Origin of the sequence: Methanobrevibacter sp. V14 (assembly GCF_963082475.1) — an archaeon.
Lineage (GTDB): Archaea > Methanobacteriota > Methanobacteria > Methanobacteriales > Methanobacteriaceae > Methanocatella.
This window is the reverse complement of record NZ_CAUJAM010000003.1, coordinates 14,704-38,191: the sequence shown is the minus strand read 5'-3', so window position 1 is coordinate 38,191 and position 23,488 is coordinate 14,704. Positions and strand designations below refer to the sequence as shown.

24 protein-coding genes are annotated in these 23,488 nt (G+C 29.9%); 8 read left to right on the top strand and 16 right to left on the bottom strand.

What is annotated here, in order from left to right:
- Window positions 1–3: 3 nt before the first annotated feature.
- Window positions 4–675: a 2,5-diamino-6-(ribosylamino)-4(3H)-pyrimidinone 5'-phosphate reductase gene (locus Q9968_RS01575; protein ID WP_305512801.1), complete on the top strand. Its 672-nt coding sequence runs from the start codon at window positions 4–6 to the stop codon at window positions 673–675.
- Here the strand turns inward: Q9968_RS01575 and Q9968_RS01570 are convergent.
- Window positions 654–1,238 carry a hypothetical protein gene (locus tag Q9968_RS01570; protein ID WP_305512799.1) on the bottom strand — a complete coding sequence of 195 codons (585 nt, stop codon included), beginning with the start codon at window positions 1,236–1,238 and terminating at the stop codon, window positions 654–656. The genes Q9968_RS01575 and Q9968_RS01570 overlap by 22 nt on opposite strands.
- A 43-nt stretch (window positions 1,239–1,281) precedes the next feature.
- Here Q9968_RS01570 and Q9968_RS01565 point away from each other — a divergent pair, with 43 nt between their 5' ends.
- Window positions 1,282–1,527, top strand: a complete 246-nt coding sequence (locus Q9968_RS01565) for a hypothetical protein (RefSeq protein ID WP_305512797.1) — start codon at window positions 1,282–1,284, stop codon at window positions 1,525–1,527.
- A gap of 15 nt (window positions 1,528–1,542) precedes the next feature.
- Here the strand turns inward: Q9968_RS01565 and Q9968_RS01560 are convergent, their stop codons facing one another.
- The 9 genes from Q9968_RS01560 to Q9968_RS01520 form a co-directional block, all read right to left on the bottom strand.
- Entirely contained in the window at window positions 1,543–1,995 is a 453-nt protein-coding gene (locus Q9968_RS01560; protein ID WP_305512795.1) for a DUF169 domain-containing protein, read from the bottom strand.
- A gap of 65 nt (window positions 1,996–2,060) precedes the next feature.
- Complete coding sequence (locus Q9968_RS01555) at window positions 2,061–3,275, bottom strand: transposase (RefSeq protein WP_305512792.1); 1,215 nt, start codon at window positions 3,273–3,275, stop codon at window positions 2,061–2,063.
- A gap of 276 nt (window positions 3,276–3,551) precedes the next feature.
- Complete coding sequence (gene hdrA / locus Q9968_RS01550; RefSeq protein WP_305512790.1) at window positions 3,552–5,858, bottom strand: ferredoxin:CoB-CoM heterodisulfide reductase subunit HdrA; 2,307 nt, start codon at window positions 5,856–5,858, stop codon at window positions 3,552–3,554.
- Window positions 5,855–6,796 carry a ferredoxin:CoB-CoM heterodisulfide reductase subunit HdrB gene (hdrB, locus tag Q9968_RS01545; RefSeq protein ID WP_305512788.1) on the bottom strand — a complete coding sequence of 314 codons (942 nt, stop codon included), beginning with the start codon at window positions 6,794–6,796 and terminating at the stop codon, window positions 5,855–5,857. Before hdrB ends, hdrA begins: the two co-directional genes overlap by 4 nt.
- Window positions 6,793–7,392, bottom strand: coding sequence for a ferredoxin:CoB-CoM heterodisulfide reductase subunit HdrC (gene hdrC, locus Q9968_RS01540; RefSeq protein ID WP_305512787.1), 600 nt, complete (start codon window positions 7,390–7,392; stop codon window positions 6,793–6,795). Before hdrC ends, hdrB begins: the two co-directional genes overlap by 4 nt.
- 10 nt (window positions 7,393–7,402) lie before the next feature.
- Window positions 7,403–8,653, bottom strand: a complete 1,251-nt coding sequence (locus Q9968_RS01535) for a methanogenesis marker 16 metalloprotein (RefSeq protein WP_305512786.1) — start codon at window positions 8,651–8,653, stop codon at window positions 7,403–7,405.
- Between the two features lie 93 nt (window positions 8,654–8,746).
- Window positions 8,747–9,517 (bottom strand): phosphosulfolactate synthase, encoded by a 771-nt coding sequence (gene comA, locus Q9968_RS01530; protein ID WP_305512784.1) that lies wholly within the window; start codon window positions 9,515–9,517, stop codon window positions 8,747–8,749.
- A gap of 86 nt (window positions 9,518–9,603) precedes the next feature.
- Window positions 9,604–9,957, bottom strand: coding sequence for a hypothetical protein (locus tag Q9968_RS01525; protein WP_305512783.1), 354 nt, complete (start codon window positions 9,955–9,957; stop codon window positions 9,604–9,606).
- Window positions 9,958–10,248: 291 nt separating this feature from the next.
- On the bottom strand, window positions 10,249–11,856 hold the full coding sequence (locus Q9968_RS01520) for a hypothetical protein (protein ID WP_305512781.1): 1,608 nt from the start codon (window positions 11,854–11,856) through the stop codon (window positions 10,249–10,251).
- Between the two features lie 1,104 nt (window positions 11,857–12,960).
- Here Q9968_RS01520 and Q9968_RS01515 point away from each other — a divergent pair.
- The gene (locus Q9968_RS01515; RefSeq protein WP_305512779.1) at window positions 12,961–14,151 is read left to right on the top strand and encodes an ATP-binding protein; all 1,191 of its coding nucleotides are present in this window, start codon (window positions 12,961–12,963) and stop codon (window positions 14,149–14,151) included.
- 289 nt (window positions 14,152–14,440) lie between these two features.
- Here Q9968_RS01515 and Q9968_RS01510 read toward each other — a convergent pair whose 3' ends face one another.
- Both Q9968_RS01510 and Q9968_RS01505 read right to left on the bottom strand, forming a co-directional pair.
- Entirely contained in the window at window positions 14,441–14,728 is a 288-nt protein-coding gene (locus Q9968_RS01510) for a UPF0058 family protein (RefSeq protein ID WP_305512777.1), read from the bottom strand.
- Between the two features lie 119 nt (window positions 14,729–14,847).
- Window positions 14,848–15,561 carry a UPF0280 family protein gene (locus Q9968_RS01505; RefSeq protein ID WP_305512833.1) on the bottom strand — a complete coding sequence of 238 codons (714 nt, stop codon included), beginning with the start codon at window positions 15,559–15,561 and terminating at the stop codon, window positions 14,848–14,850.
- Window positions 15,562–15,595: 34 nt separating this feature from the next.
- On the opposite strand from Q9968_RS01505, the gene Q9968_RS01500 reads away from it, so the two are divergent.
- Window positions 15,596–16,975, top strand: a complete 1,380-nt coding sequence (locus Q9968_RS01500; protein ID WP_305512776.1) for a 2,3-diphosphoglycerate synthetase — start codon at window positions 15,596–15,598, stop codon at window positions 16,973–16,975.
- Window positions 16,976–16,985: 10 nt separating this feature from the next.
- Here the strand turns inward: Q9968_RS01500 and Q9968_RS01495 are convergent, their stop codons facing one another.
- From Q9968_RS01495 to Q9968_RS01485, 3 genes are all read right to left on the bottom strand, one after another.
- Entirely contained in the window at window positions 16,986–17,312 is a 327-nt protein-coding gene (locus tag Q9968_RS01495; RefSeq protein ID WP_305512774.1) for a zinc-ribbon domain-containing protein, read from the bottom strand.
- 8 nt (window positions 17,313–17,320) lie between these two features.
- Window positions 17,321–17,887: a hypothetical protein gene (locus tag Q9968_RS01490; protein WP_305512772.1), complete on the bottom strand. Its 567-nt coding sequence runs from the start codon at window positions 17,885–17,887 to the stop codon at window positions 17,321–17,323.
- A 200-nt stretch (window positions 17,888–18,087) separates the two neighbouring features.
- Window positions 18,088–18,990 carry an SseB family protein gene (locus Q9968_RS01485; RefSeq protein ID WP_305512770.1) on the bottom strand — a complete coding sequence of 301 codons (903 nt, stop codon included), beginning with the start codon at window positions 18,988–18,990 and terminating at the stop codon, window positions 18,088–18,090.
- Between the two features lie 544 nt (window positions 18,991–19,534).
- Between Q9968_RS01485 and Q9968_RS01480 the strand changes: the two genes are divergently transcribed.
- The gene (locus tag Q9968_RS01480) at window positions 19,535–19,867 is read left to right on the top strand and encodes a transposase (RefSeq protein ID WP_342765936.1); all 333 of its coding nucleotides are present in this window, start codon (window positions 19,535–19,537) and stop codon (window positions 19,865–19,867) included.
- An 8-nt stretch (window positions 19,868–19,875) separates the two neighbouring features.
- The gene (locus tag Q9968_RS01475) at window positions 19,876–20,205 is read left to right on the top strand and encodes a hypothetical protein (RefSeq protein ID WP_305512768.1); all 330 of its coding nucleotides are present in this window, start codon (window positions 19,876–19,878) and stop codon (window positions 20,203–20,205) included.
- 499 nt (window positions 20,206–20,704) lie between these two features.
- On the opposite strand, the gene Q9968_RS01470 is transcribed toward Q9968_RS01475, so the two are convergent.
- Window positions 20,705–21,460, bottom strand: a complete 756-nt coding sequence (locus Q9968_RS01470) for a V4R domain-containing protein (protein WP_305512767.1) — start codon at window positions 21,458–21,460, stop codon at window positions 20,705–20,707.
- A 246-nt stretch (window positions 21,461–21,706) separates the two neighbouring features.
- Here Q9968_RS01470 and Q9968_RS01465 point away from each other — a divergent pair, with 246 nt between their 5' ends.
- Both Q9968_RS01465 and Q9968_RS01460 read left to right on the top strand, forming a co-directional pair.
- Window positions 21,707–22,876, top strand: a complete 1,170-nt coding sequence (locus tag Q9968_RS01465; protein WP_305512765.1) for a DUF7017 domain-containing protein — start codon at window positions 21,707–21,709, stop codon at window positions 22,874–22,876.
- A gap of 131 nt (window positions 22,877–23,007) precedes the next feature.
- Window positions 23,008–23,322 (top strand): hypothetical protein, encoded by a 315-nt coding sequence (locus tag Q9968_RS01460; protein ID WP_305512763.1) that lies wholly within the window; start codon window positions 23,008–23,010, stop codon window positions 23,320–23,322.
- The last annotated feature ends 166 nt before the right edge of the window (window positions 23,323–23,488 follow it).

The following is a 23,488-nucleotide window of genomic DNA, read 5'->3' as shown; positions in this document are numbered from 1 at the left end:
ATAGTGAGGCCTTATGTAATATTAAATGCAGCTATGACATTGGATGGTAAAATAGCCACCTTATCTGGAAGTTCAAATATTTCAGGTGCTAAAGACCTTGAAAGGGTTCATGAATTAAGAAAAGACTGTGACGGGATAATGGTTGGTATTGGAACTGTACTTGCAGATGATCCAAGATTGACAATTCATAAAATCGATGCAAAACCTTCAGACAATCCTGTACGCATTGTAGTTGACAGCAAATGCAGAACACCAGCTGATGCGAGAATAACTAATGGAGATGCTAAAACCATAATTGCAATGGCCAACGAATATAAGGACGAATTTAAAGCATCTGACAAATACGAAATATTGAAAAGCAAGGGAGTTAAATTCTTTTTTTCAGGTGATGTGCAAGTTGACCTGAAAATGCTAATGATTTACCTTCATGAAGAGGGAATTGATAAGTTAATGCTGGAAGGAGGTTCGACTCTTAACTTTTCAATGATAAAGGCAGGTCTGATTGATGAGATTAGCATTTGTGTAGCGCCAATGGTGGTTGGAGGGGTTAATGCTAAAACATTTTTCGACGGTGAGGGATTTAATACCATGGATGAGTCAGTAAAATTAAAGTTGATTGATTACTACCGGTTAGATAAAGACTTTATTTTAAATTATAAAGTATTAAATGGTTGATTGGACAATACTTTATACCAAATAAAATCGTCACCTCCATAAAAACTGACTAAAATAGATGTAATGCTAAGAATAATAAATATTACAGATACATCCAGTGGCATAAACATTAAAAACAGTGCCAATAATATAATTTCAACAGCTATAAATGTTTTTTGAGGATGATTTAGTTTAATATAGCTTAATAGACCCAGTAAAATAGGGGTTAATATGATGGCAGATATGTATAAAATCGAATCATATAATCCAATCATGTTTGGGATAGGCAAATTCAAGACATTCATAAATAAATGCATCTCCAAAACTGTTAAAAAGAATCCCTGAACGCCGCCGCTGATGGCTTGAGCTAAAGTATGCTTTTTGAGAAGCACTCTTGACCAAATCAGTATAGGATATATTATGCCAAATAATGCGCCAATATTGCCTAAAAGTAAAATTAATGCAGCAACCGGACCTGATAAACCAGTTGTATGGACACTAATTTTCCATTTGAGAGTAATTGCAAGTACAACACCAGTATTTATTGAATAACATAAAAGTAGGCAGGTTAAAAATCTATCCAAGCTGAATATTAAACAAATTAAAAAGCCAATAAGGTAGGAAAGGATGCCAACAACTAGTGGTGCATACCTGTCGGATCTATTGGATATGTCTTTATCGCTACCCAGCCTAGTGGCCCAAAACAAAATGATTGCCATAGGCAAAAGTGAAGCGAAAATTAAGGATATCACTTCCAAAACTATGAATTTGGATAAATCAAATCCGCTACTTGTAAAAGACAAAGTTAGAGAAATTATTAAAAACAATGGTATGCAAATAATTGGAGGATTTGTAAGTGTTGAAATCATTTAGCTATTTTCAATTTATTCATATAGGTAATAATGATGATTGAAAAATGCTATTTTTACTAATTTCTTCTAATTTTAAGAATAACTTCCAAGGCATAGCTAATGTAACATAATCATTTGGAATAAAATGTTTCATATGACTTCTAACTGAAAGGTCAACTGGTTCTAAAACCATATGAGGATCATCCTGCTCCTCTTGCTCAAAAACAAAACAACCAATACTTTGACAGGCTGAAGATTGTGGAACACAGACATAGTTACTTTTAGACCTATGAGAACCATCAAGTTGCAAAAGTAACATTAATTCAAATGCATCAACTGTAAAAATTACAGAATTTGGAATTTCACCATCTTCAAGGTCTTCTAACGGTTTAAAAACAACATAGTCTTCTGTATCATAAATTGGTCTTGAAGAGATGTTTTCATAAGCCGTTTCAAAATCTTTATAAATTCTCTCCCCTTCACTAAACATTTGTTTTACATGAGGAGGCCTATTTTCTAATTTTTTTAGATATTCTTTTTTATAGGGTGCTAGATTTATGTAAATAAATCTAGTTCGGATTGGACTTCTTTTTTAGTTAGGAGTGTTGTTTGTTCGTCAGTTTTTTCGCCCACTTGTTGATTTTCATTTGTTTTATTATTTTCCTTAGATTTTTTAGATTTTCTTGATTTAATTGGTTCAAGATCTATTCTGCCTTCAGCCAATTGTTGTAGTTTTGTTTTTGTGTCGAAGCCTTGTTGTATGACTAGTGTTGATAATAATATGCATAGATAGATGTTTCTTCTCATGGAACTCTGAGTATATGCGTGGAATTCACCTAATCCAAATGCATCTTTGCATACTTTGAAGAAATCTTCAATTAAGCCCCTTATTGGTTTTAATTTCTTCCAATTTTCTAGTTTTTCATATAATATTGTTGTTAACTCGAGGAATAAGTCTTTATTCTCTTCTAAAGTATTTTCATCGTAAAATATATCCAATGATGTGGACATTCGCGCATCTAATTTTTCAATAGTGAAGTAAATGCGAGGAAATATGACTGCAACAACGTTATACTTGTTAATCGCGTTAATATAGTTTTCCATGGAGTAATACCCTTTATCAAAAAGAATTACTTGTCTTTTTTTGAGTAAACGCCTTCTACTCAATTCTTCTAAAACTTCATCAAAAATTTTACTATCATTTTTCGCACCAGAATGGATAATTACAGAAATGGGGCATAATGAATCTTTTTCTAAGACTAAAGTGACTTTAAATCCTATATAATAGCCTTTAGTGGTTGAAAAACCCATATCTAAATCTAATTTTTCAAGATGTTCGGGACTCACGTATTTCTTTAGAATATTAATATCACAAGCTACTGGAGTTGCATCAACAATCCAATCACTTTTACGATTCTTATTTAGCTTAAGGAACAATTTGAAAAAGCTGTTGCTAATATTATTGTATTGATTAGGAGAATAACGACTCAAGTATTCATAAACCTGTGCTTCACTCGGCACTTCATTCTCAATTTTTAAGAACCTTTTTAGTTTTTTATCAATGTTAATCTCATATATTACTCTAGAAACTGGATAATTATAGAATTTACTTAAAAAAACGATTTTTATACATGTAATCATCATTTTAATGTTTTTTATTCCATTTTCACTAAATATGTGTCTGTTCTTTTTATCATCGATATTTATAAATACTTTGTCCAACAATCTAAATTTACGGCATCTTTTAGTATAATTTAATCCAGGCAACATGTTAATTCACTAATAAAATATTTGTTGCTCATTATATTTAAAATTAATTATTAATTGATGCCGTTTTTTAATATAACAAAATTATAAATCGTGGGCTACAAATTTGAGTAAAAAAATATACGAAAATAAGAAAAATAATATCAAACTGAAGGTTATTTACAACTCAAAAATCTAGCACCCTATTTAATTATCAAAATAAAATAAATTGTATATAAAAAACATTTGAAAAAGCCAAAAAGTAAACTATAATCCAAAACCCATTTAAAACATTTACACCTATTTAGATGCATCTAATTCAGCAATCTTTGCATCAAACTCATTGAATTTGCGAGCAAGACCTGAAAAGTATGGTATATATACCTTTGAAAATGTTAATCTTTCAGAATCCTCACCTAACTCTTCGATTCTATCTTTAACCCCTTGAATCTTGCGTTCAACTTCATCATACATTAAATCTCCTGGAAACTCACCAATAAACACTCCATCAGCACCATTGTCAAGTGCATAATGTATATGCTTTGGCCTTACACGATTTACAGAGATGACTTTAATAATATGAATAGACTCCGGATACGATAACCTATTAACCCCAATATTATCAGCAGCTGTGTAACCAATGTTATCTAAGAAAACAAGTATCATACGTTGACCCGCTTTCTTATTTGCAAGTATGCCTTTAATTGTTGCCATGATCTTCTCATCAATATTACCATTTACTGTAATAGCTCTTTGAGCGCATCCAACAAGGCATTTTCCGCAACCTGTACAACTCATTGGATCAATATAAATCTCATCATTTTGAATGCTCATTGATTTATACTTGCAACGTTGGATACATTCTCCACAAACAATGCAGCGTTCCGTATCAATTTCTGCAATAAACGGTTCAATTTCAACACCGCCATAGTTGTATTCCCCAACTTTTGATGCTGCGGCTGTTGCCTGCATAATCGAATCTGTAATGTCTTTTGGCTCATGAGCGGTTCCACAGACAAATACTCCTTGAACATCAGTAGCTACCGGTTTTATTTTTGGATGTGATTCTTTAATGAAACCATCTTCTGTTGTTCCAATATTTAAAATTTCAGCAATCTCTTCAGTCCCCTCTGAAGGTTCCATAGCAGTAGATAATACTACCATATCTGCTTCAATTTCTATAAATTCGCCTTTTAAAGTATCTTCAGTTCTTACAATGTAGTTGTCTCCTTTCTTAACAACCTCACCTGGACGTCCGCGTAAGAACCTTACTTCATTTTCCTGAGTGTGCTTATAGTATTTTTCAAACATTCCTGGAGTTCTAACATCAGTATAGCAAATTAAAACATCAGTATCTGGATATTTATGTTTAATAATATTTGCATTTTTTAAGGCAACTGTACAGCATATTTTAGAACAATACCTATGCCCATCCGGTTTTTCATCACGAGACCCTACACATTGTATCATGACAACACGTTTTGGGACTTCATCATTGGCTTTTAAGAGTTTACCTTTTGTTGGGCCATTTACACCAGTAATACGACCTAATTCAGATTGCGTTATAACATCATCATATCTACCATATCCATATTCCGGCCTTTTATCCATATCAAATAATTTATGACCTGTTGAAACTATTATTGAACCAACTTGAAGAGGTATTCTTTCTGATTTTCCTCTAAGCTTAATAGCTTTCATATTACATACTTTAACACAATTACTGCATTTTGTGCAGTTATCCATATCTATTACATATGCTTCTGGATAAGACTGTCCAAATGGCCGGTATATTGCCTTTCTCATAGATAAATTATCATTCCAGTCATTTGGAACTTCAACTTCACATACTTCTGCACATTTACCGCATGAAATACATTTTTCTGTATCAACATATCTCGGAGATTTTTCCAATATCAAATTATAAGTACCTGCACGCCTATCCGCTTCAATAACCTTCGTATTGGTCAGTACTTCAATATTTTCATTCCAGACAAGTTCATTCAATATTGGATTTAAAAGACACATTCCACATTCTTCCGCAATTTTAACTGGAGAGAATACTTTACCTATTTTAGCCATATGTCCACCAATTGAAGGAGATTGTTCAATTAATGTAACTTTTGTTCCCTGTTTTGCAATAGATAGTGCCGCATTCATTCCAGCTATTCCGCCACCAATTACTGCTACTTCCTTTGGAGTTTGGCAATAAATCGGATCTACAGCATCGGACTGTTTTACTTTTTCGATAGAAGCATTGATTAAACTAATTGCTTTATCTGTTGCTTTTTCATTATCATCATGTACCCATGAGCATTGCTCACGAATATTAGCCATATCCATAAAATACGGATTTAAAGGCTTTACATAATCCTGGAATGTTTTTTCATGACTTATCGGTGAGCATGCTGCAACTACAACACGGTCAAGATTATGGTCAAATATTGCATCCCTTATGATTTTACGACCATTTAGGGAACATAAATTTTCAAATTGTCCAATAAAACTAACATCAATTGCCTCTCTAACTTTATCCAAATCTACGATATCTGAAATATTTCCTCCACACTCACATAAAAACACGCCAATTTTTAAATCATCCCTCATTTACTAACCTCCTTTAACTCTTCAATAATCGAGTCTATAGGTACTGTGTGTGCCTTAACACCTATAACTTTATCAAAGTCTCCACCCATAGCCAATGCAATAAACTGAGCAATATTTAAATGAATTGCTTTGAAGTTTTTTCCCTCCATTTTAGATATTAAATGTTGATATCTGTCAAATTGTATATGGCAATTTGGACATAAATGAACTAATATATCAACATCCTCATCATCTATTGCATTCATCTTATCTGCAGTAGCTGTAAAAGATAAATCTGGGTTTGAATACCTTTGCCTGAAACCTGTTCCACATGTTGCACGTTTGTGGTCATACCATCCAATGGTTTTACATCCACAACACTCAACCAATTCATCCATGATATTTGGATCCCTAACTCCACCAATTGTATCCTCATAATGTACCTTACAGTAATGACAACCATGGTGAGTTGCTATTTTATAATCGCTTAAATCATATTTTATATGATTTTTTATTTCATTTTTTTTAGCATATAAGACATCCACTACATGAAATATGTTTTCTGTTGGTTTTAAGTCATCTTTTTCATATCTAAGATGAAAAAAACCATTATCATCAAATAATTGATTAATGTGATTTCTTAAATCCTCTTTCTTATTTAATAATTTAACCGATTTTTTATTTATAGCATAGCATGTTGCACACATCATAACAAGATTTGGCCTTCCAAGTTCACAGGCTATTTTAAAATTCCGAGCTCCGATAGCTGATGTGTCAATTTGATTAAATACATCTGAATAATGACCAAGACCTGTGCAGCAAGTTTGTTTTTCTGAAATTGCATAGTCAATGCCAAGTTTATCAAATACGAATTTAGTTGATGCTTCAATACCGGGATATTCTACGCTTACAAGACAACTTCTAAAAAGAAGAATATTGTTAACCGGAACGTCTTTCATTTATCTTCCTCCTCTGTTGCTCTTATCTTTTCAATTTTTTTCTTAAAACCGGTTATTGTTAAAATTGTACTTACTTCATCAATTACTTCTTTAGGCGGCATTAAAGGTGGGTCTAAGTTCAATTCATCTCTGATTTCATTTAAATGTTGTCTGAAATCCCACCATCCCGGAACATCACGGTCAATGTCTGGGAAAAACCTTTCAGGAATCGCTCCTATTGCTGCTGTGAAATATGAATCTGCAAATCCCATATATTCATATAATTTATCATATCCAACTTCATTTTCAACAGCTATTTGTTTTAAAATTTGATTTACTTCACATACACTGTTTCCAACAGGACATACGCTGTGGCATGTATAACAGTAAAAGCAATTCCATATATTATCGTCACTTATGATTGTTTCATCACCCTCAAGAACTCTTTCTATAATGTCTCTCGGGTTATAATCAGAGTGTCTTGCAGCAGGACAAGTTGATGTGCACATTCCACATTGAACACATTTAAGAACACCCTCCTCTTTTGAGTTTTTAACATCTTCAATGATTTTTTCAGCAAAATCGATTGGGGAGTCAGTTATTTTTTGTGTTGACATGAATAACCACCTACAAACTAAACTCTTTTTTCTCAATTAATTGTTTCAGTTTTAAGGATAGTTTATTTGCCCTTAATCTGTCAGATTGCCTACAAATAATTGGAATATTGACACTAATATCATCTATTTCCAGATCAACATCCCCAGTATTCATATTAAATGCATTGTGGCGACAGAAGTTTGCGCACATTCCACAACCAAAGCATTGGGCAATATTGAATTTGCGATTTTTAAATGCATTAGTTGGACATACATCTTCAACAAGACAAGTCTGACATTTGTTGCAGTCAGAATCATTGAATCTTGGTCTTAAATCATACCCTCCCCACATTTCATGATAATTGGTTTCAGATAGTGGCAAGTGACGTCCTTTAATGTCGGCCACAGGTAGGCTAACCTCTTCATCAGTGATCAATAGATTATTATAAATTTCCTCTGTCAATACAGGAATAGGTATAGCTACAGTATTGTATATTTCTCCACCTTCACCTGTTTTAAATCCTCCAATATAATAAGGATCCATTTCTTTATAATTAGCAGTTAACATTAAGTTTGGTTTTTCAGGACTAGAACGTGTACCGTCACCTAAAATATAACCTTCACTTCCATTTAACAATACTTTTGCACCTTCTTTTATAGCATTATGAGGAATATCATTTTGAAGAGGGTTCAAATCACCGCAACCTGAAAATGTTAAGCCTGATAGGTTACCTTCAAGAGGTGTTGCAGAAAATATGGAAGATACCGCTTCATTACTTGGATTTGTAAATGCAGTGTAGTTTTTAAATGCCATACGAGTTCCAATAAGTTGACCCCTTACAATATCATCAATAGTGATTGTGTTTTCAACACTTACATTATCTACACTTTCGACTCTTGCATCTACCGATTTACCTTCCAATAACTCTTTTAAAAGGAATCCTCCCCCATAATTCTTATCGTCAATTGAATGTGTAGTTCCATGCAGAATTGCATCAATTGAACCTAGCCATTCATTTGGACATGGCCCTGCATATGCAGGTATGCCATTTAAATAAACTTCACGCGCTCTTATGAATTTGCCTGGTTCTGACACTATAAAATTAAGAATGGCTGCAGTACCACTCATTACACCACAAGTTCCACAAGTTACAACATCCACTTCCTCAAAACAGGGAACATCTCCTTTTTTTATAAGTTTTTTAAATTCTTCTGCCGTATATATATTAGCTTCGCCCTTATCAATTTTTTCATTGATTTGACTAATAGTTTTAATTTCCAATTATACTGCCTTCTTTTAGGTTTTTTGAATGAAACTATAATTTCCACATTTTATTGTTTCAATCCATACTTAATTTTAAGTAAAAAAATAATATTAAATTTCACCAAATGTATCTCCTCTTAAACCTCTCCTCAAGGTTTCAAGAGATGTAATGTCATTAGTGGAAACATTACCTAAATTAACGATATTTCCTAGTTTTTTAATGAAAAATACTTGCTGGTCTTTATTTGGTGCTTCCCAAAGGATTTTATTAGACTCAACATTATCAACGATATAATCTATCTCATCTTCTTTTGGATTGCCTGTCTTATCAAATATTCCAATATTTTTCCCGCCTTCTCTTGCTTCTACAATGATAAGTGATGAACCTGCATCCAATTCCTTTTGCATACAAGTAACTCGGTCTTCCATAGACAATTCATTATCTAAAATAGGGTCTTTTTTACCTACTTCAGATAAAACTTCAAACCCCTCTTTTTTTGCCATTTTAATACAATCCAATTTACTTTCTAAATCAATAGACATTGAACCGTCTGAAATTTCAATTGCTGGAAAACCTAAATTATGGGCTTCTGCAAAAAACTCTTCTAGTTTATCCTTTAAGTAAGCTAGTTCAAATAATGTTCCTCCAGTATAAGGAGTAATATCAAATGATTTGTACATTTCAACTTTTGCTTTGATAATATCTTGTTCATGTACAATAGATGTGCCCCATCCAAATTTTAAATAGTCAACATATTCTCCAGATATTTCCATAAGGCTTCTTGCAGTTTCTAAGCCTAATCCTTTGTCTAAAACCATGGTTAAACCACAATTTCTTGGTTTTTCTTCTCTTTTAATAGATAAAAATTCAAAAGATTTCACGATATCACATTTACCTTATTCAATCATCAAATATAAATTATAATTAATAGTATTTATATATTTTTGACATTTTATATATAGGACTGTCAAGTAGTTAGTTGATTTTTTATCCAATTTTTTATTCTGTGGAGTATTTGATTAAATAAGCCATTTAATGTTCTGAATTTTCTTTTTTCTGATTTTAGTAATTTATTTCCATTGTAATTTTCTAATTGGTTGTTTGTTCGTTCTAATTTTTGGTAATTTTCTTTTTTAAGGAAATTTAAGAATTTATTATAATTTGGCAAAAAATTGTCATTTATGTAATTTTTTAAAGGTTCTGGAAAATTATTTATTTCTTGTTTTAATAAGTTAATATAGTATATGGCTTTTTCATAGCTTTGTTGATCAAATAATTTGAAAAATAGTTCATAATACTCAATTAATTCTGCGATAGGCATATGTTGACTAAATCAAATAGAACATAGCTATAAAATCATACATGATCCATACGAACACTATTGAAAATCATGACAAGACTGACAGACAGATTAAATTTGAATTAAAATAATATTAATGATTTACGAATAGTTTCATAAGATATCCCAATGTTATTGAAAAACATTGAATAAAAGGATTTAAAATAAATGAAAAAATCAAAGAAAAGATTCTATCAACTAACTTTGACAGTCCGTTTTCCTTAAAAAAAAAGGATTTTTGTGTAATGTATTTACACAAAAATAAAAACTAGGTTATTTTTTTCTTCTTATTAAATGAATTGAAATAAGGACTGATAATACAAATAAGAATATTGGATTACCTGTCTTTTTTAGATTCCTTGAAAACTCTTTTTTAATAGTCTTATTGTTTTCAACATTAGGTTTCTCTGGAGGTTTAACTGGAGGTTTAACTGGAGGTTTTACTGGAGGTTTTACTGGGGGTTTAACCGGAGGTTCCTCTGGAGGTTTTACCGGAGGTTCCTCTGGAACGGTAACATTAACAGTAACATTAGCAGTTTTATTAAAAACTCTAACAGTATTGTTAATTATGCCTAATTTTTCTACTGTTGCATTAACAAAAAGTTTAAATTCACCATCTGCAGGAATATTAACATTCCAAGTTATTGTGTTTGTTGTATTGTTATATAATCCATTATGAGAAGCACCTTTAAAAACTAATCCTTCACCTAAAGTATCAACAACTAATACATCAACAACCATTGATGTTTTGTTGTTGTTTTTTACTGTTATAGTATAAGATACTGTTGTATTAAGTTTAGGAGCAGTAGTATTTGCTTTTTTAGTTACATTAATCGGCGGTTCATCAGTTATATTTGACTCATTATATGTAAACACTATCAAATCTTGATGGACATCATTTGCAAACTGATAAAAGTTAAATATTAAATGTTTTTTTGTTAACAAATTAACCGGACCTGTTGCATTTGCATCAGGATATCTAACTCCTCTTTCATATTCATCTAAAGTTTGTTTAATCAAGTTATGAGATGAATAAGATTCATTAAATGGAGAAGGTACTAATGCACATCCACTTGTTATATACTGCAATACCCCTTTGAATAAATCTTTACTAATTTTCCCATCAAGAACTCTCTGATAATTTTGAACTATAAAGATTTTCAATAATTCTCCAATTGTTTTGCCAAGGAAATAACCTCCAGAACCAATTAATTTATTTGTACCAGTCTCAACTATAGGATTTGAAGCAATATTTAGAATTCCTGGTTGTAAACAATAACTTACTGGATTAGTTAAATTTTTTATACTAATCTTCTTACCAGCAGTATTATTAATACTTTCTACAATATTTACTGAAGGAAAAGTTATTTCATTAAAAATATCCGGATATTTTTTTGCATGATTATTTGAAATTGTGGAATTTATTATTTTTACTTCTAAAAGAGGACAATATAAACCTCCACCCATTGTTAAACCGGTTTCATTATAAGCAGAGTTATTTGTTATAATAGTATTTATAATAGTAACTCTTTGTTCTGACCAAATTGCTCCTCCTCTTAGCATTGCCCTATTTCCTTTAAGAACGGAATTATTTAAAACTATTTCTCCACCATGTAATGCAGTGAAAGCTCCTCCAGAAGTTCCATAATCTTCAGAATCCCCATTCTTATATGGAGCAGAATTATTTATAAATTCTACATGATCCCCATAATAAGAACCTAAATCTCTATCTCCTCTAATATAAATAGCACCGCCAGAATAATGTGCACCATTATTAATATATTTAGAACGTTTATCAAAAATTTTAGATGCAATGTTGTGGACTACACCACCAGTATAGGCAGCTTTGTTGTTAATAAAAGTATTATTATAAAGATACATATCTGAAACAGAAATGAAAATAACCCCACCTAAGTTTTGACCACTATTTGAATCAAAAATTGTGTTATTTATATGCAGATAAGATCTTTTTTTATAGTCATTGTTTTGAAAGTTGATTGCACTACCTTGAGCACCTATATTGTTTCTAAATCAGAATCCTTTATAGTTGTAGTACCTTACTAAATTAAGACACATGTAACTGCTATTTTCAAACAACAATTTTTAATTGTTATATTTGAATATGAATATGATTCTACAGCAGTTCTGAAATCCTAAAATTTAAAAATTTAATATAAACTTTATTTACAACATTGAATACGGATGAATATTTATTCTTTATATTAACAACATCATCATTATAGGCAGAAATACTTAAAGATTTATTAATTTTCCCATTGAATAGTCATAGCTTTCATTTAATATTGTCACCATCTTCAGAAATACTAATAGCTTTATTAAAACTACAAGGATTATCCAAATCCGACCGTTCAAATCATCTGCCATCAATGCTACATATATATCTTTACTTTAACAACAACAAACATGATAGTGTTATTAACAAAATAAGACTTATAAATATTATTTCTTGTATTTTTAAATTTAATAATACCCCATCCTGTTTTTTTATTTCGAAATTCATCAATTTCATTCTTTAATACTAACTATCAAAACATTAATTATATTAATATAATGGCAAACAGCACTAATAAAAGAGAACAAGAATGATTGTACTCTATACCATCAAAATCATTTTTTATAATTATTTTAAAAAAAATAAAATCAACGGTTAAGTTTCAGTGAAGCTAATATACATTTAATATAAAAGGTTCATATAATAATATGATTTATGAACAATATAAAATTTTCGTTAGTTTCATTCCTTTTAATTCTTTATTTCAGGATTTTCATAACATTTTATTGTTGTATATAGACAATTTATTGCTTTTACTAAAGTGTTTTTTATAAGAACATATCAGTAAATTTTAGTAAAAGTTTTTTATATGAGACAGATATATAGTTTAATAAGTAAGTTTTCTATATGAAACTATTTTATAGGTGAGTATAAGTTGAAAGAAAGATGTTATGGATAAAATCGAGAGCTTTATGGATAAAGATTTAATTAAAATAATAACCGGTGTAAGGCGTTCAGGCAAATCCTTTTTCTTAAATTTGATCATTAACGAATTGATTAAAAAAGGAGTTAATAAAGAAGATATTCTTTTAATTGATTTAGAACTTCCAAAATATAACCACATCAATTCAAAAGAACAATTAGATGAAATCGTTTTAGAATTTATCAACAAACAGGAAAATAAAGTTTATTTGTTTTTTGATGAAATACAAAATGTTTCAAAATGGGAAATTAGTATAAATAGCTATTTTAAATTGCCAAATGTTGAAGTTTATATTACAGGATCAAATTCAAAATTATTATCCAGTGAACTTGCAACTTATCTTACAGGCAGATATGTTTCGATTGAAATGTACCCTTTTTCATTTAATGAATTTATTGAATATAAGAAGGAGCTTAATGAAAAACCTATGATGAATAATGAGTTGAATAGTGAAATTGAGAATTATTTTGATGCATATTTAAATTATGGTGGTTTTCCAGTAGCCATTGCAACAAACACTAATAAGGAAATAATACTGAATGATTTATATGCATCGATAGTTTTACGAAACATCGTTGAACGCTATGAAATTAGAAATATTGGATTATTTAATAGGATTATAAAGTTCTTAATTAGTAATGTTGGTAATTTAATATCCGTTAATTCATTATATAGATATTTAAAACATGAAAAATTGGAAATAGGAAAAGCAACAATTTATAATTATCTAAAATATTTAGAAGATGCTTATATTTTATCAAAAATATCTCGTGAGGACATATTAGGAAAAAAAGAAATCACCGGTTCAGAAAAATACTATTTAATAGATCAAGGTTTTTATAAATCCAAATTAGATGAAAAACAGCAAAATATTGGAAGAATTATTGAAAATATAATATATCTGGAATTAATTAGAAACGATTATAAAGTTACAATCGGATCTGTTAATGATTTGGAAATAGATTTCATATGCAGAAAGGATGGTAAAAAAATCTACATTCAGGTTGCTTATATTTTAAATGATGTGAAAACACTTAATCGTGAATTTAAACCATTAATGAAAGTTAAAGACAATTATCCTAAATATGTTTTAACTATGGATAAATTTAATCATTCTAGAGATGGAATAGACCATATAAATATAATTAATTTCTTGAGAAATTCAGAAGAAATTCTTTAAATGTTTATGATTTGGAAACTGAGGATTACATTTATTTTTATATACCTAATTCCTAGAAACTTAAGGTTTTTCCTGATGAAATTTTCTATTATCCTCATTATTTAATAACACAGTTATATTATGTCCATATTGAATTTGAATTTTCCAAATCCTATGCTTTGTTAATGCCATAATGACAATTGGACATTGCTACTACATGATGATGAATAAATGAATTGAAATCAACAACATCTGCTAAAACTAATCCTAGCAGATTCGCTGAATTAAAAAAAAACAAAGGTAGTAAAAGTTATGGTGCATTAAGTTCCTTTTGTGATCTAATAACTAAATCATTTAAAGAATTGCGAACATTATTAGGGATAGGATTATCTTCCCTTTCAGCTATTATTTCAGAAATAATCTTACATAAAACAAAAATAGCATATTTATGTTCCGCTTTAGTTTTGTGAATATGATGTGGGCTTATTTTTAGGGAAATGTATTCGCTACAGTCATTTTTTATTTGGTCATCTTCCGCTAAATATTTTAAAACATATACCAAGAATTGGTGCATTTGTATCATTTCGTCTTTATACATAGATATCTAACCCTTATTTAACTAATTTCAATTAGTTAAAAAATTAACTCCATTAATAATATAAATTAATATTAAGATTTAATCATATTTAAATATTGCATTGTGTTATCAATCTATTTTTAACAGGTGTCAAAATTTTTAGTCTCTACCATATTAGGCAACCTACCTACAGTTGCCACTTTATCATCAGATATGATTAAAACTCCATCAAAAAATTCTTTATATAAATCGGTAGTTTCTAAAGCATTTGTCAATTTATCCTCACTACTCCCACCACAAACATCATTGGCAATTCTAGTTGCAAGAGCATCTGAAAGTGATGGGGAATTCGATAAAACCGTAACACTATCTGAAGAGCCAAAACTAATTGAATGGCCGATTTTACCTGAAGAAGTACATATTCCCAAGGGATATTTTCTTCTTTTAATCTCAAAAGCAATATCATTGCCTAAAATCTTATTTCCAGAATAAATGCCACACAATACTTTTTTATTGTTTATAAGTGCAATATCCCCACCGTTTTCTACAATAGAGAATTTTGATTTTCTTTCCATTAAATAATTAAGTGACAATTCAGATATTGTACCTGCAACACATGCCATAGGACCAACATCCGCCAAGTTAGATGATTCATACATTTTTTTAATAATTAATGGCAAATTATTGTTTTTTAATTTGATTGGCTCTAATGTATATAAAAAATCAGGATTGTGATTAATATATACCTTTAAATCAGCACGGAGAGAATAAATATAATGTTTCAGGTTGTGATTTGCCAAATCACTTGTCAACCTGATATGAGTTTCGCCAATGTCAATATTCATAATAATAATTAAACTTTTATTTATTAATAATTATAGTATAATTATGAAATCTCTAACTAAAATGCTATGTTTAGTTGACGGCGAACATTATCTTCCAGTCACACAAGAAGCAATAGATACATTAAATGGTCTAGATCATATTGATGTCGCAGGTGCTGTTTTTATTGGAGGAACAGAAAAACTAAGAGATGATTCAGAAGAATCATACTCTGAAAAGTTAGGCATTCCAGTTCAATTTGCAAAAGATAAAGATATTCCCTATGACATTATTGTAGAAATGATAAGAAAATACGATATTGAAACTGTTTTTGATTTAAGTGATGAACCTATACTCGATTATCCTAAAAGATTTAAAATTGCATGTAAAGTTTTAAATGAAGGAATAAGTTATGAAGGACCTGATTTTAAATTCGAACCGCCAACACAATATGATGTTATGAAAAAAGCATCAATTACCATACTTGGAACCGGAAAAAGAATAGGCAAAACCGCCGTATCCGGATTCATATCCAGATTAATTGATAAAAACGGTTATGAACCATGCGTAATTGCGATGGGTCGAGGGGGACCTGAAGAGCCTGAAATTGTACATGGTGAAGAATTAGAAATCAATGCCGAATTTTTACTTGCACAATCTAAAAAAGGAGTTCATGCAGCTAGTGATCACTGGGAAGATGCGCTGATGAGCAGAATATTGACCATCGGTTGCAGACGTTGCGGTGGAGGAATGGCTGGTGAAGTATTCCTAACCAATATGAAAAAAGGAGCCAAATTAGCTAATGAAGTCGATGCTAAATTCGCTATTTTTGAAGGAAGCGGAGCAGCAATACCTCCAATTAAAACAAATAAACAAATTACATTAATTGGAGCAAATCAACCTATTGAAAACTTAACCAATTATTTTGGACCATATAGAATTGCACTTGGAGAATTAGTTATTTTAACAATGTGTGAAGAACCGATGTGCAGCAATGAAAAAATAAAAGAAATTGAAGAGTTTGTAAGTGAAGTTAACCCAAATGCTACTGTAATATCAACAGTATTTAGACCTAAGGCACTTGATGATATTAGTGGCAAAAAGGTATTATTTGCAACAACAGCTCCTGAAGAGGTTAAAGGCAAATTAGTAGCTTACCTAGAGGACAACTTTGACTGTAAGGTTATTGGAACAACAGCGCACTTATCAAACAGACCATTATTACGTGAGGATATGGAAAAATATATGGATGAAGCAGATGTAATGTTAACTGAGCTTAAAGCTGCTGCAGTAGATGTTGCAACTAAGGATGCAATAGAGCATGGGCTAGAAGTAGTCTACTGTGACAATATCCCCATACCAATCGATGACTCATATCCTGATTTAACTGAATCCGTACTTGAATTAGTAGATTCAGCAATTGATGATTTTAATAAATCATCATGATTTCTCTTTTTTAACCCCTCATTATAATAAATGACAAGATCCATACGATTACTGAGATTATTAGTACATATTTTCCATGTTTCTTAGCTTTTTGAGAGTCTTTTCTTGTAATAAGATATATTCCAGCAATTAAACCTATTAATGGAATTAAAATACTGAAAATATACCCAATAACGATTGCTGCTTTATGCTCATTTTCAACAACAGGTGGGACTTGCTGAGTTGCATTTTCAGTTGTCTGTCCTGTATTAGAATTTTTTAAATTTTCACCGCAACTTTTACAAAATTTCGCATCATCTATAAGTTCTTCTCCACATGAAGGACAATATTTTGACATTTTTTCACCTATTTAAATAATTTATTAATCAATTCTTCTTCATTTCTGTAGAAATTAAGCTTTAATAGTCTTTGTAAGGTATCTGGTGCTCCCACCAATTCCAACATTTGATCCCATGGTATAAACACTTTTTTAGCATCTTGTTCATGACATAATTCCAATGTTTTCGGCAAATTACCTTTACTTGAATCTGTGAGTATAACTGTAGCATCATCTAAACTTTCATTCCGTTTAATGGATTCATTAGAAACAGTTTCTGCAATATTAAAATTACAACTTTCATCTCCACCCATTAAATTATCAATCTTCGCTTCATTATTTACAACACTATATTTGTAGACATCGCCATCAATAAAATAAACATCACCGATTTCACAGACAACATCAAAAAGAGAAATAAATGAGTCACTAGACGGTTCCTCTTCTTCATTTTCTTCTGAAAAATCAGGATAAACATAACCTGAGGCATCTGCATATGTAGCTTGACCGGCGATAATTTTTAAAAGGCGAATAATCTCTTTATTTTGATTTTCAATATTTTTATTAATTCTAATTAACTCAGATAATTCGGACATAATAAATAATGTAAATAATATGATTATTATAATTTTTTAATTGGAAAAATCCCTCCATAAAAAAATAGCATGCAAAACATCAGAGATTCCTTTTGACCATCACAAGTTACATGGACTGTATGTGTTAACAATCCCATATTATAATTTAAAGAGAGTAGGATAAATATTTTTTGATATGCATCCAATACAATACTGCATTATCATAATAAAAACATGTAATAAATTGAATCCGCCAATCTTTCATCATTAGCAAATTTTTCAAATCCAAGGGAGTATTTAAGAAGTGTTGATCTTGTAATTAAAACACTATCACTATCCGGATTTAAAACAATCCCATCCATATCTTCACATAAAACAAAATTAACCAACATGGCTAGATTAATTACTTGGGAATACTTAAATTGATTATTTTTAACAAGTTTTAATTTATCTTCACTTGAAAATATAGTAGCATAAACTCCACCAACATTGTCGCAGTACATCTGTGCAAGTGGACCTGAATCCATCATAGAAACAATGCCCATTTTAGCTTTTGAACTTAAATCAACATCACTTACCATTAATGTTAATAATGTTGAATTAGCTAGCTTATCAAACAAAGCTTCATAGTTCCCTATATTATTTGGATTTGAGATAAACTCCTCTAAGCCAGCATTATCAATATTATCTTTTAATTGTTTAATTTCCTCTTTAGAGTAAGTACTGGTATTGTAAAAATTAGTTTTCGGAATGTGCTTAATATCTAAGACAAATTCCTTATCAAAAACATATTTCTCAGTTGCAGGATTTAAAATATATCCTTCAATGTTACTTGTTTTTAAAATGTTTTGATACAATTCAAAGGAATTCTGCAATAATTCTATATCCTCTTCATCCTTAAAGAATTTATGAAACTCATCAGAGTCTGTAAAAAGTGGAGTAAGACTATGGTCACCATCTTCATAGATTATAAAATTCAGATTCGAATCGTCTCTTTTTACTGGGATAAATAAATTCGAATATCTAAATTCATTTATTAATCTTAAAGTTAATTCATTTGTTAATTCATTATTGTTTAAGTAGATATCTTCTAAAACTACTCGTAAATGCTTGTGATTAGTCATTAAAATTATATGGAGAACAAAATAATAAAGAAGATATTGTTGATTTTTGTGAAAGTATATCCACTACACACCAATTAAAGCTTGATGTGACCATTTACTAGAATCCACACTCAAAAATCATTTTTGGCGGACACTCTAGGAACAAAAAAAATAGACAGACAAAAATAACTACGAGAATAAAATTAAACGCAAATGGATACCAAGCAGTAAATGCCAATTCATTAAATCTTATTTCAACCAAATACACACACATTTGAGGAAATAAAATCATTAATACAGCTTAAAATTGTCAATTGCGAAAATGAAGATTTAATATTATAACTTAAAAATATTTTGGCAGATACGAAATTAGATGAAACTGAAATATATAATCAACTAAAATCTGAAAACACAATTTAACTCATCAAAAAATGAATTTAAAGAATTTATAGCAAACAATAATAGTTCTGAAGAAACAATTTTTAGTAAAAATAAAAAATAAAGCAAATAAATTAAATCCTGAAAAGCACACAAACATAGAAAAATATTCAAAAAGAAATACTAAATTGAATCACTAAACAAAGAACATTTAATCAATAACCTACAAAAAGAAAGAAAAATTGTAGCAATATTGGATAATTACTCAGTTCACAAAGCTAAATTAGTGATTCAAGCATCAAAAATATTAAATATAAAATTAATTCATTTACCAGTACATTCCCCTCACTTAAACCCAATAGAACAAGTCTGGAAATCAATAAAAAAAAAACACATAGGAAACTATTTATTTGATACAATAGAATCCATGGAAGAACAATTCGAAAAAGAATTTTATAGGACTATAAATAATGATTCATATTATAAAAATTGGATTAAAAAATTCATCAACCTTAACTAAAAAATTTTTTGTCCAAAACTATAGCTCCTGGAGGATGGTCTAAAAAGACATTTATAATATCTACAAGTGAGGGCAGGGCAATTTTTGAGGTTAATGAAAGTAAAGCCATTTCTTTAAAAGAAATAATTGAGGACAATATTTCCAATCAAAATCATGATGAGCTTGATGATCTTTTAGACTTATATTCATTATTTGGAGCGGGTGAAATCTCTAAAAAAGAATTTGATATTAGAAAAGACATAATTTGCAGTGATGATAGGTATTGTACTGACTGTGGTAAAAAACTAGATTCAAGTTCACTATTCTGTCCCAATTGCGACCATCAGGTTTCAGACTAAATAAAATCAGAAAGAAGTAGGCAGTCTTGTGCTTTTTAAATATAATGGCAAAGACACAATTTAATTATATTGGTGAATTATTACTGTAGACTTAAAGCCCTATATTTTGAGATTGTGTGTTATTTGCATATGTGCGTGTTTTACATCTGTAATGTAGCAAATAGTTAGGGAGTTATCCTAATAAATTAAATATTATAAATTCCTCATTATAAAACTTAATAGGGTAATTTATCTTAATATCATGTGTTTTATTTAATAATTACTGAATCTACGATGTGTCTTGCCATCAGATGTTATCTATTCATGGGATAACTTTGAAAAAATGAGGGGGACTTTTTCAAGTGCCTCTCATTCATATGTGAAATATGTAATACATTGGGAGGAGTATGTTTGTTTACATATTCTAACGCAATAGATATATTGTCACATTAATCAGTTATTCAATTTAAAGTATATATAATGATTTTTCATCGAAATAATTTAGGATAAACAAAATAATTCAATAGGGGGTTAATTCAAATAAACATTCATCATCTCCCATTGAATAGCATTTACTTTCAATGATTTTTAATTTAAAATTAAAGTAATTCTCAAAAAGTCCTTTAAAGATTCCATTTACAATATCGCAGCTGGATTTTCCTGTAATTGGTGTATTTTTACATTCAAAGCAATTTTTACAAGTTATTTTAATATCTTCATCTATATTGAAATTCAATTCTCCCAGCTTATTTTCATACCAGTGCCGTTTGATGTTTTCTGTATATTTTTTCAAATCCTCATCGTGTAATTGTAAGGATAATTCTTTTCCCATATAATTTCCAATTGATTTTAAAACAGGGCTGATTTCAATGTTATATAAGTGAAGAATAGCCTTTAGTGTGGTTATAATCTTAATATTACTTTTAAGATCTTCATTTTTTATAAATTCTTCTATTATCTCTTCCATTTTATTTTCAGATATTTTTTTTGCTTTATTGTATGTTTTTGTATTTATAAAAAAGATTTTTTTCCGATTGTCATTCGGATTCAGTTTAAAGTCAACAAGACCTATTTCACGTAGACTTTTAAGGTGAATTGAGATGCTGGTTTTAGATTTTGAGGTGTTTTCAACAATGTCTTCAAAGCTCATTTCATTATCATTTAAAAGGGATAATATTTCGTATTTCATTGGGCTTTTAAGGATATCAATGTCAATAAAATTCTTATCGGGTTTATTTTCATCAACTGGGATTTGATTTAAATTTGAGGGGTTCATATAAGTTACTTCCTCCTTACATATAATTTGACATTTCAAATTTAAATATTTTGTTTAACCTAATATAATAAGAGTTGTTGTATTTATACTTACCTTAAATTAGTTTCATTAAATTTTAATTATTTTCAGTGTCTAAAACTAATTTTCAATTAATTTTCGCTAGTTAATTTTAACTAGAAGATAATATATACATTTATATATCATAAAACCACAAACAATATATATCAAACATTTAATGTGATAACCATGACCAAAAATATCAGAAAAGAATTAAATGAAGCAAAAAAAGCATACCAATCTAAAAATTATGAAGATGCTTTAAATATTTATGAAAAACATTTCATTGAAAATCCTGAAAATTTAAATGAATGGGATAAGATTTTTTACAGCTGGTCTTTATATCAGATATACATTAAGGACTGTGAGGATGAGGATAAACTTTTCCAAGCGGCTGAAACCGTTACCGAGTTAATTGAACAAGAAGATTTAACCAAAAAATCGGTTTGCGCCTATACTTTCTCTGTTTTCAAAGTTTTAGATTATCTATATGCTCAAAAGGATTATTATACTTTAATCGTTTGGTTGGAAAAAATCGACTCTAGCTTATTAGACCAAAATAGGTATGAAAAAGACGATAGGGTATTTAGGTCTAGAAAGGAAAAATACTTCGATTACGCAACCAAGTCCTACTTTGAATGTAATGACTTTGAAAGGTGTATTGAAGTTTCAAAAGAGGCACTTTCATCACTTAACAAGTACACCAACAACAGCGATATTTGGTATCGTTGGAGAATAGCCAAATCACTAAAAGAATTATTTAAAAATAAAGAAGCATTAATCTACTTAAATGAAGTTTTAAAAGTTAAAAAAGATTGGTTTGTCTTTAAAGAAATCGCTGAAAACTATTATATTCTGAAGGATTGTAAAAAAGCCCAAAAATATCTCTGCGATGCGGTTCTTACAAATGATCCAATTAGAATTAAAGTTAACTTGTATTATTTGGCTTATAAAATCCTTAAAGACATAAATCCTGATATTGCCCATAAGCACATTGAGTTATTCTATGCTATTAAAATGGAAAATGACTCTAAAGTGCCTGAGGATATTGGAGATTTATTGATTGAAGATGAACATTTGGATAAAAAAGTATTGGAACGTGAAATCAAAGATTACTGGACTGAGTTTAAATTTAAAGACAAGAAATTACAATACGGCACAGTTACTAAAATCTTTGAACATGGCAAATCCGGATTCATTACCTCTGATGATAATGAATCTGTTTACTTTAACGTTTATGAGTTTAAAGAGGGGAAAGCTAGTTTAGGTCAATATGTATCATTTTTTACTGAAAAATCATTTGATAAAACTAAAAACCGGGAATCAGTCAGAGCCATTCATATTAAAGCACAATTATAAGAGTCAGCACAGCATGACCCTAATTTTTGATTTTTTAAAAATTCAATGGTAAATCCATAGAGGCGTCTGTAAATTGAGGATGCAAATGTTAAATGTGTTCCCTGATGTAAATTAAAAAAGGGATGGTAACGATGAGTAGTAGAGAAAATAACCATGATGAAAAGTTTATTAAAGAAAGAGATGAATATGAACAAGTATTTTTCTCACAGATAATTGAAGATGTGGATGAAATTGATGGATTAGATATGTTGATTTCTGAGGAGGTTTATGATGACTTTGATTTTGGACCATCTCCGGCGGATCTTCGTTTAGAAGAGATATATTTTGCTGAATATGAATTAAAGTTTAGAGATGAAGAAGATTTAGATTGCATGGAAGACTATGATTATCCTGAAGGGGTTGATGAAAATCTTAATGGTCAAATTTTTAAGATTCGAATTCCTTAGACACCCTCTTTCTTCTGTCTCTTATACCCCTCTGCCTCTTCCTCCTACTTCTACTTTTTATCTCTCGTTTGTCTTGGTATCATTAAAAAATACAATAATTGTAATGCCTTGTTTGTTCCGTTTTTTGTCTTAACAGTCTTCTTACGTTGTTTGTAAATTATATTGT

Coding starts and splice junctions, on each gene's coding strand:
- Q9968_RS01565 (WP_305512797.1), top strand. CDS start 1,282: ATGCCAACAACTAGTGGTGCATACCTGTCGGATCTATTGGATATGTCT.
- Q9968_RS01560 (WP_305512795.1), bottom strand. CDS start 1,995: ATGTTTAGTGAAGGGGAGAGAATTTATAAAGATTTTGAAACGGCTTAT.
- Q9968_RS01555 (WP_305512792.1), bottom strand. CDS start 3,275: ATGTTGCCTGGATTAAATTATACTAAAAGATGCCGTAAATTTAGATTG.
- hdrA (WP_305512790.1), bottom strand. CDS start 5,858: ATGAGGGATGATTTAAAAATTGGCGTGTTTTTATGTGAGTGTGGAGGA.
- hdrB (WP_305512788.1), bottom strand. CDS start 6,796: ATGAAAGACGTTCCGGTTAACAATATTCTTCTTTTTAGAAGTTGTCTT.
- hdrC (WP_305512787.1), bottom strand. CDS start 7,392: ATGTCAACACAAAAAATAACTGACTCCCCAATCGATTTTGCTGAAAAA.
- Q9968_RS01525 (WP_305512783.1), bottom strand. CDS start 9,957: ATGCCTATCGCAGAATTAATTGAGTATTATGAACTATTTTTCAAATTA.
- Q9968_RS01520 (WP_305512781.1), bottom strand. CDS start 11,856: ATGTATCTTTATAATAATACTTTTATTAACAACAAAGCTGCCTATACT.
- Q9968_RS01515 (WP_305512779.1), top strand. CDS start 12,961: ATGGATAAAGATTTAATTAAAATAATAACCGGTGTAAGGCGTTCAGGC.
- Q9968_RS01510 (WP_305512777.1), bottom strand. CDS start 14,728: ATGTATAAAGACGAAATGATACAAATGCACCAATTCTTGGTATATGTT.
- Q9968_RS01500 (WP_305512776.1), top strand. CDS start 15,596: ATGAAATCTCTAACTAAAATGCTATGTTTAGTTGACGGCGAACATTAT.
- Q9968_RS01495 (WP_305512774.1), bottom strand. CDS start 17,312: ATGTCAAAATATTGTCCTTCATGTGGAGAAGAACTTATAGATGATGCG.
- Q9968_RS01490 (WP_305512772.1), bottom strand. CDS start 17,887: ATGTCCGAATTATCTGAGTTAATTAGAATTAATAAAAATATTGAAAAT.
- Q9968_RS01485 (WP_305512770.1), bottom strand. CDS start 18,990: ATGACTAATCACAAGCATTTACGAGTAGTTTTAGAAGATATCTACTTA.
- Q9968_RS01470 (WP_305512767.1), bottom strand. CDS start 21,460: ATGAACCCCTCAAATTTAAATCAAATCCCAGTTGATGAAAATAAACCC.
- Q9968_RS01465 (WP_305512765.1), top strand. CDS start 21,707: ATGACCAAAAATATCAGAAAAGAATTAAATGAAGCAAAAAAAGCATAC.
- Q9968_RS01460 (WP_305512763.1), top strand. CDS start 23,008: ATGAGTAGTAGAGAAAATAACCATGATGAAAAGTTTATTAAAGAAAGA.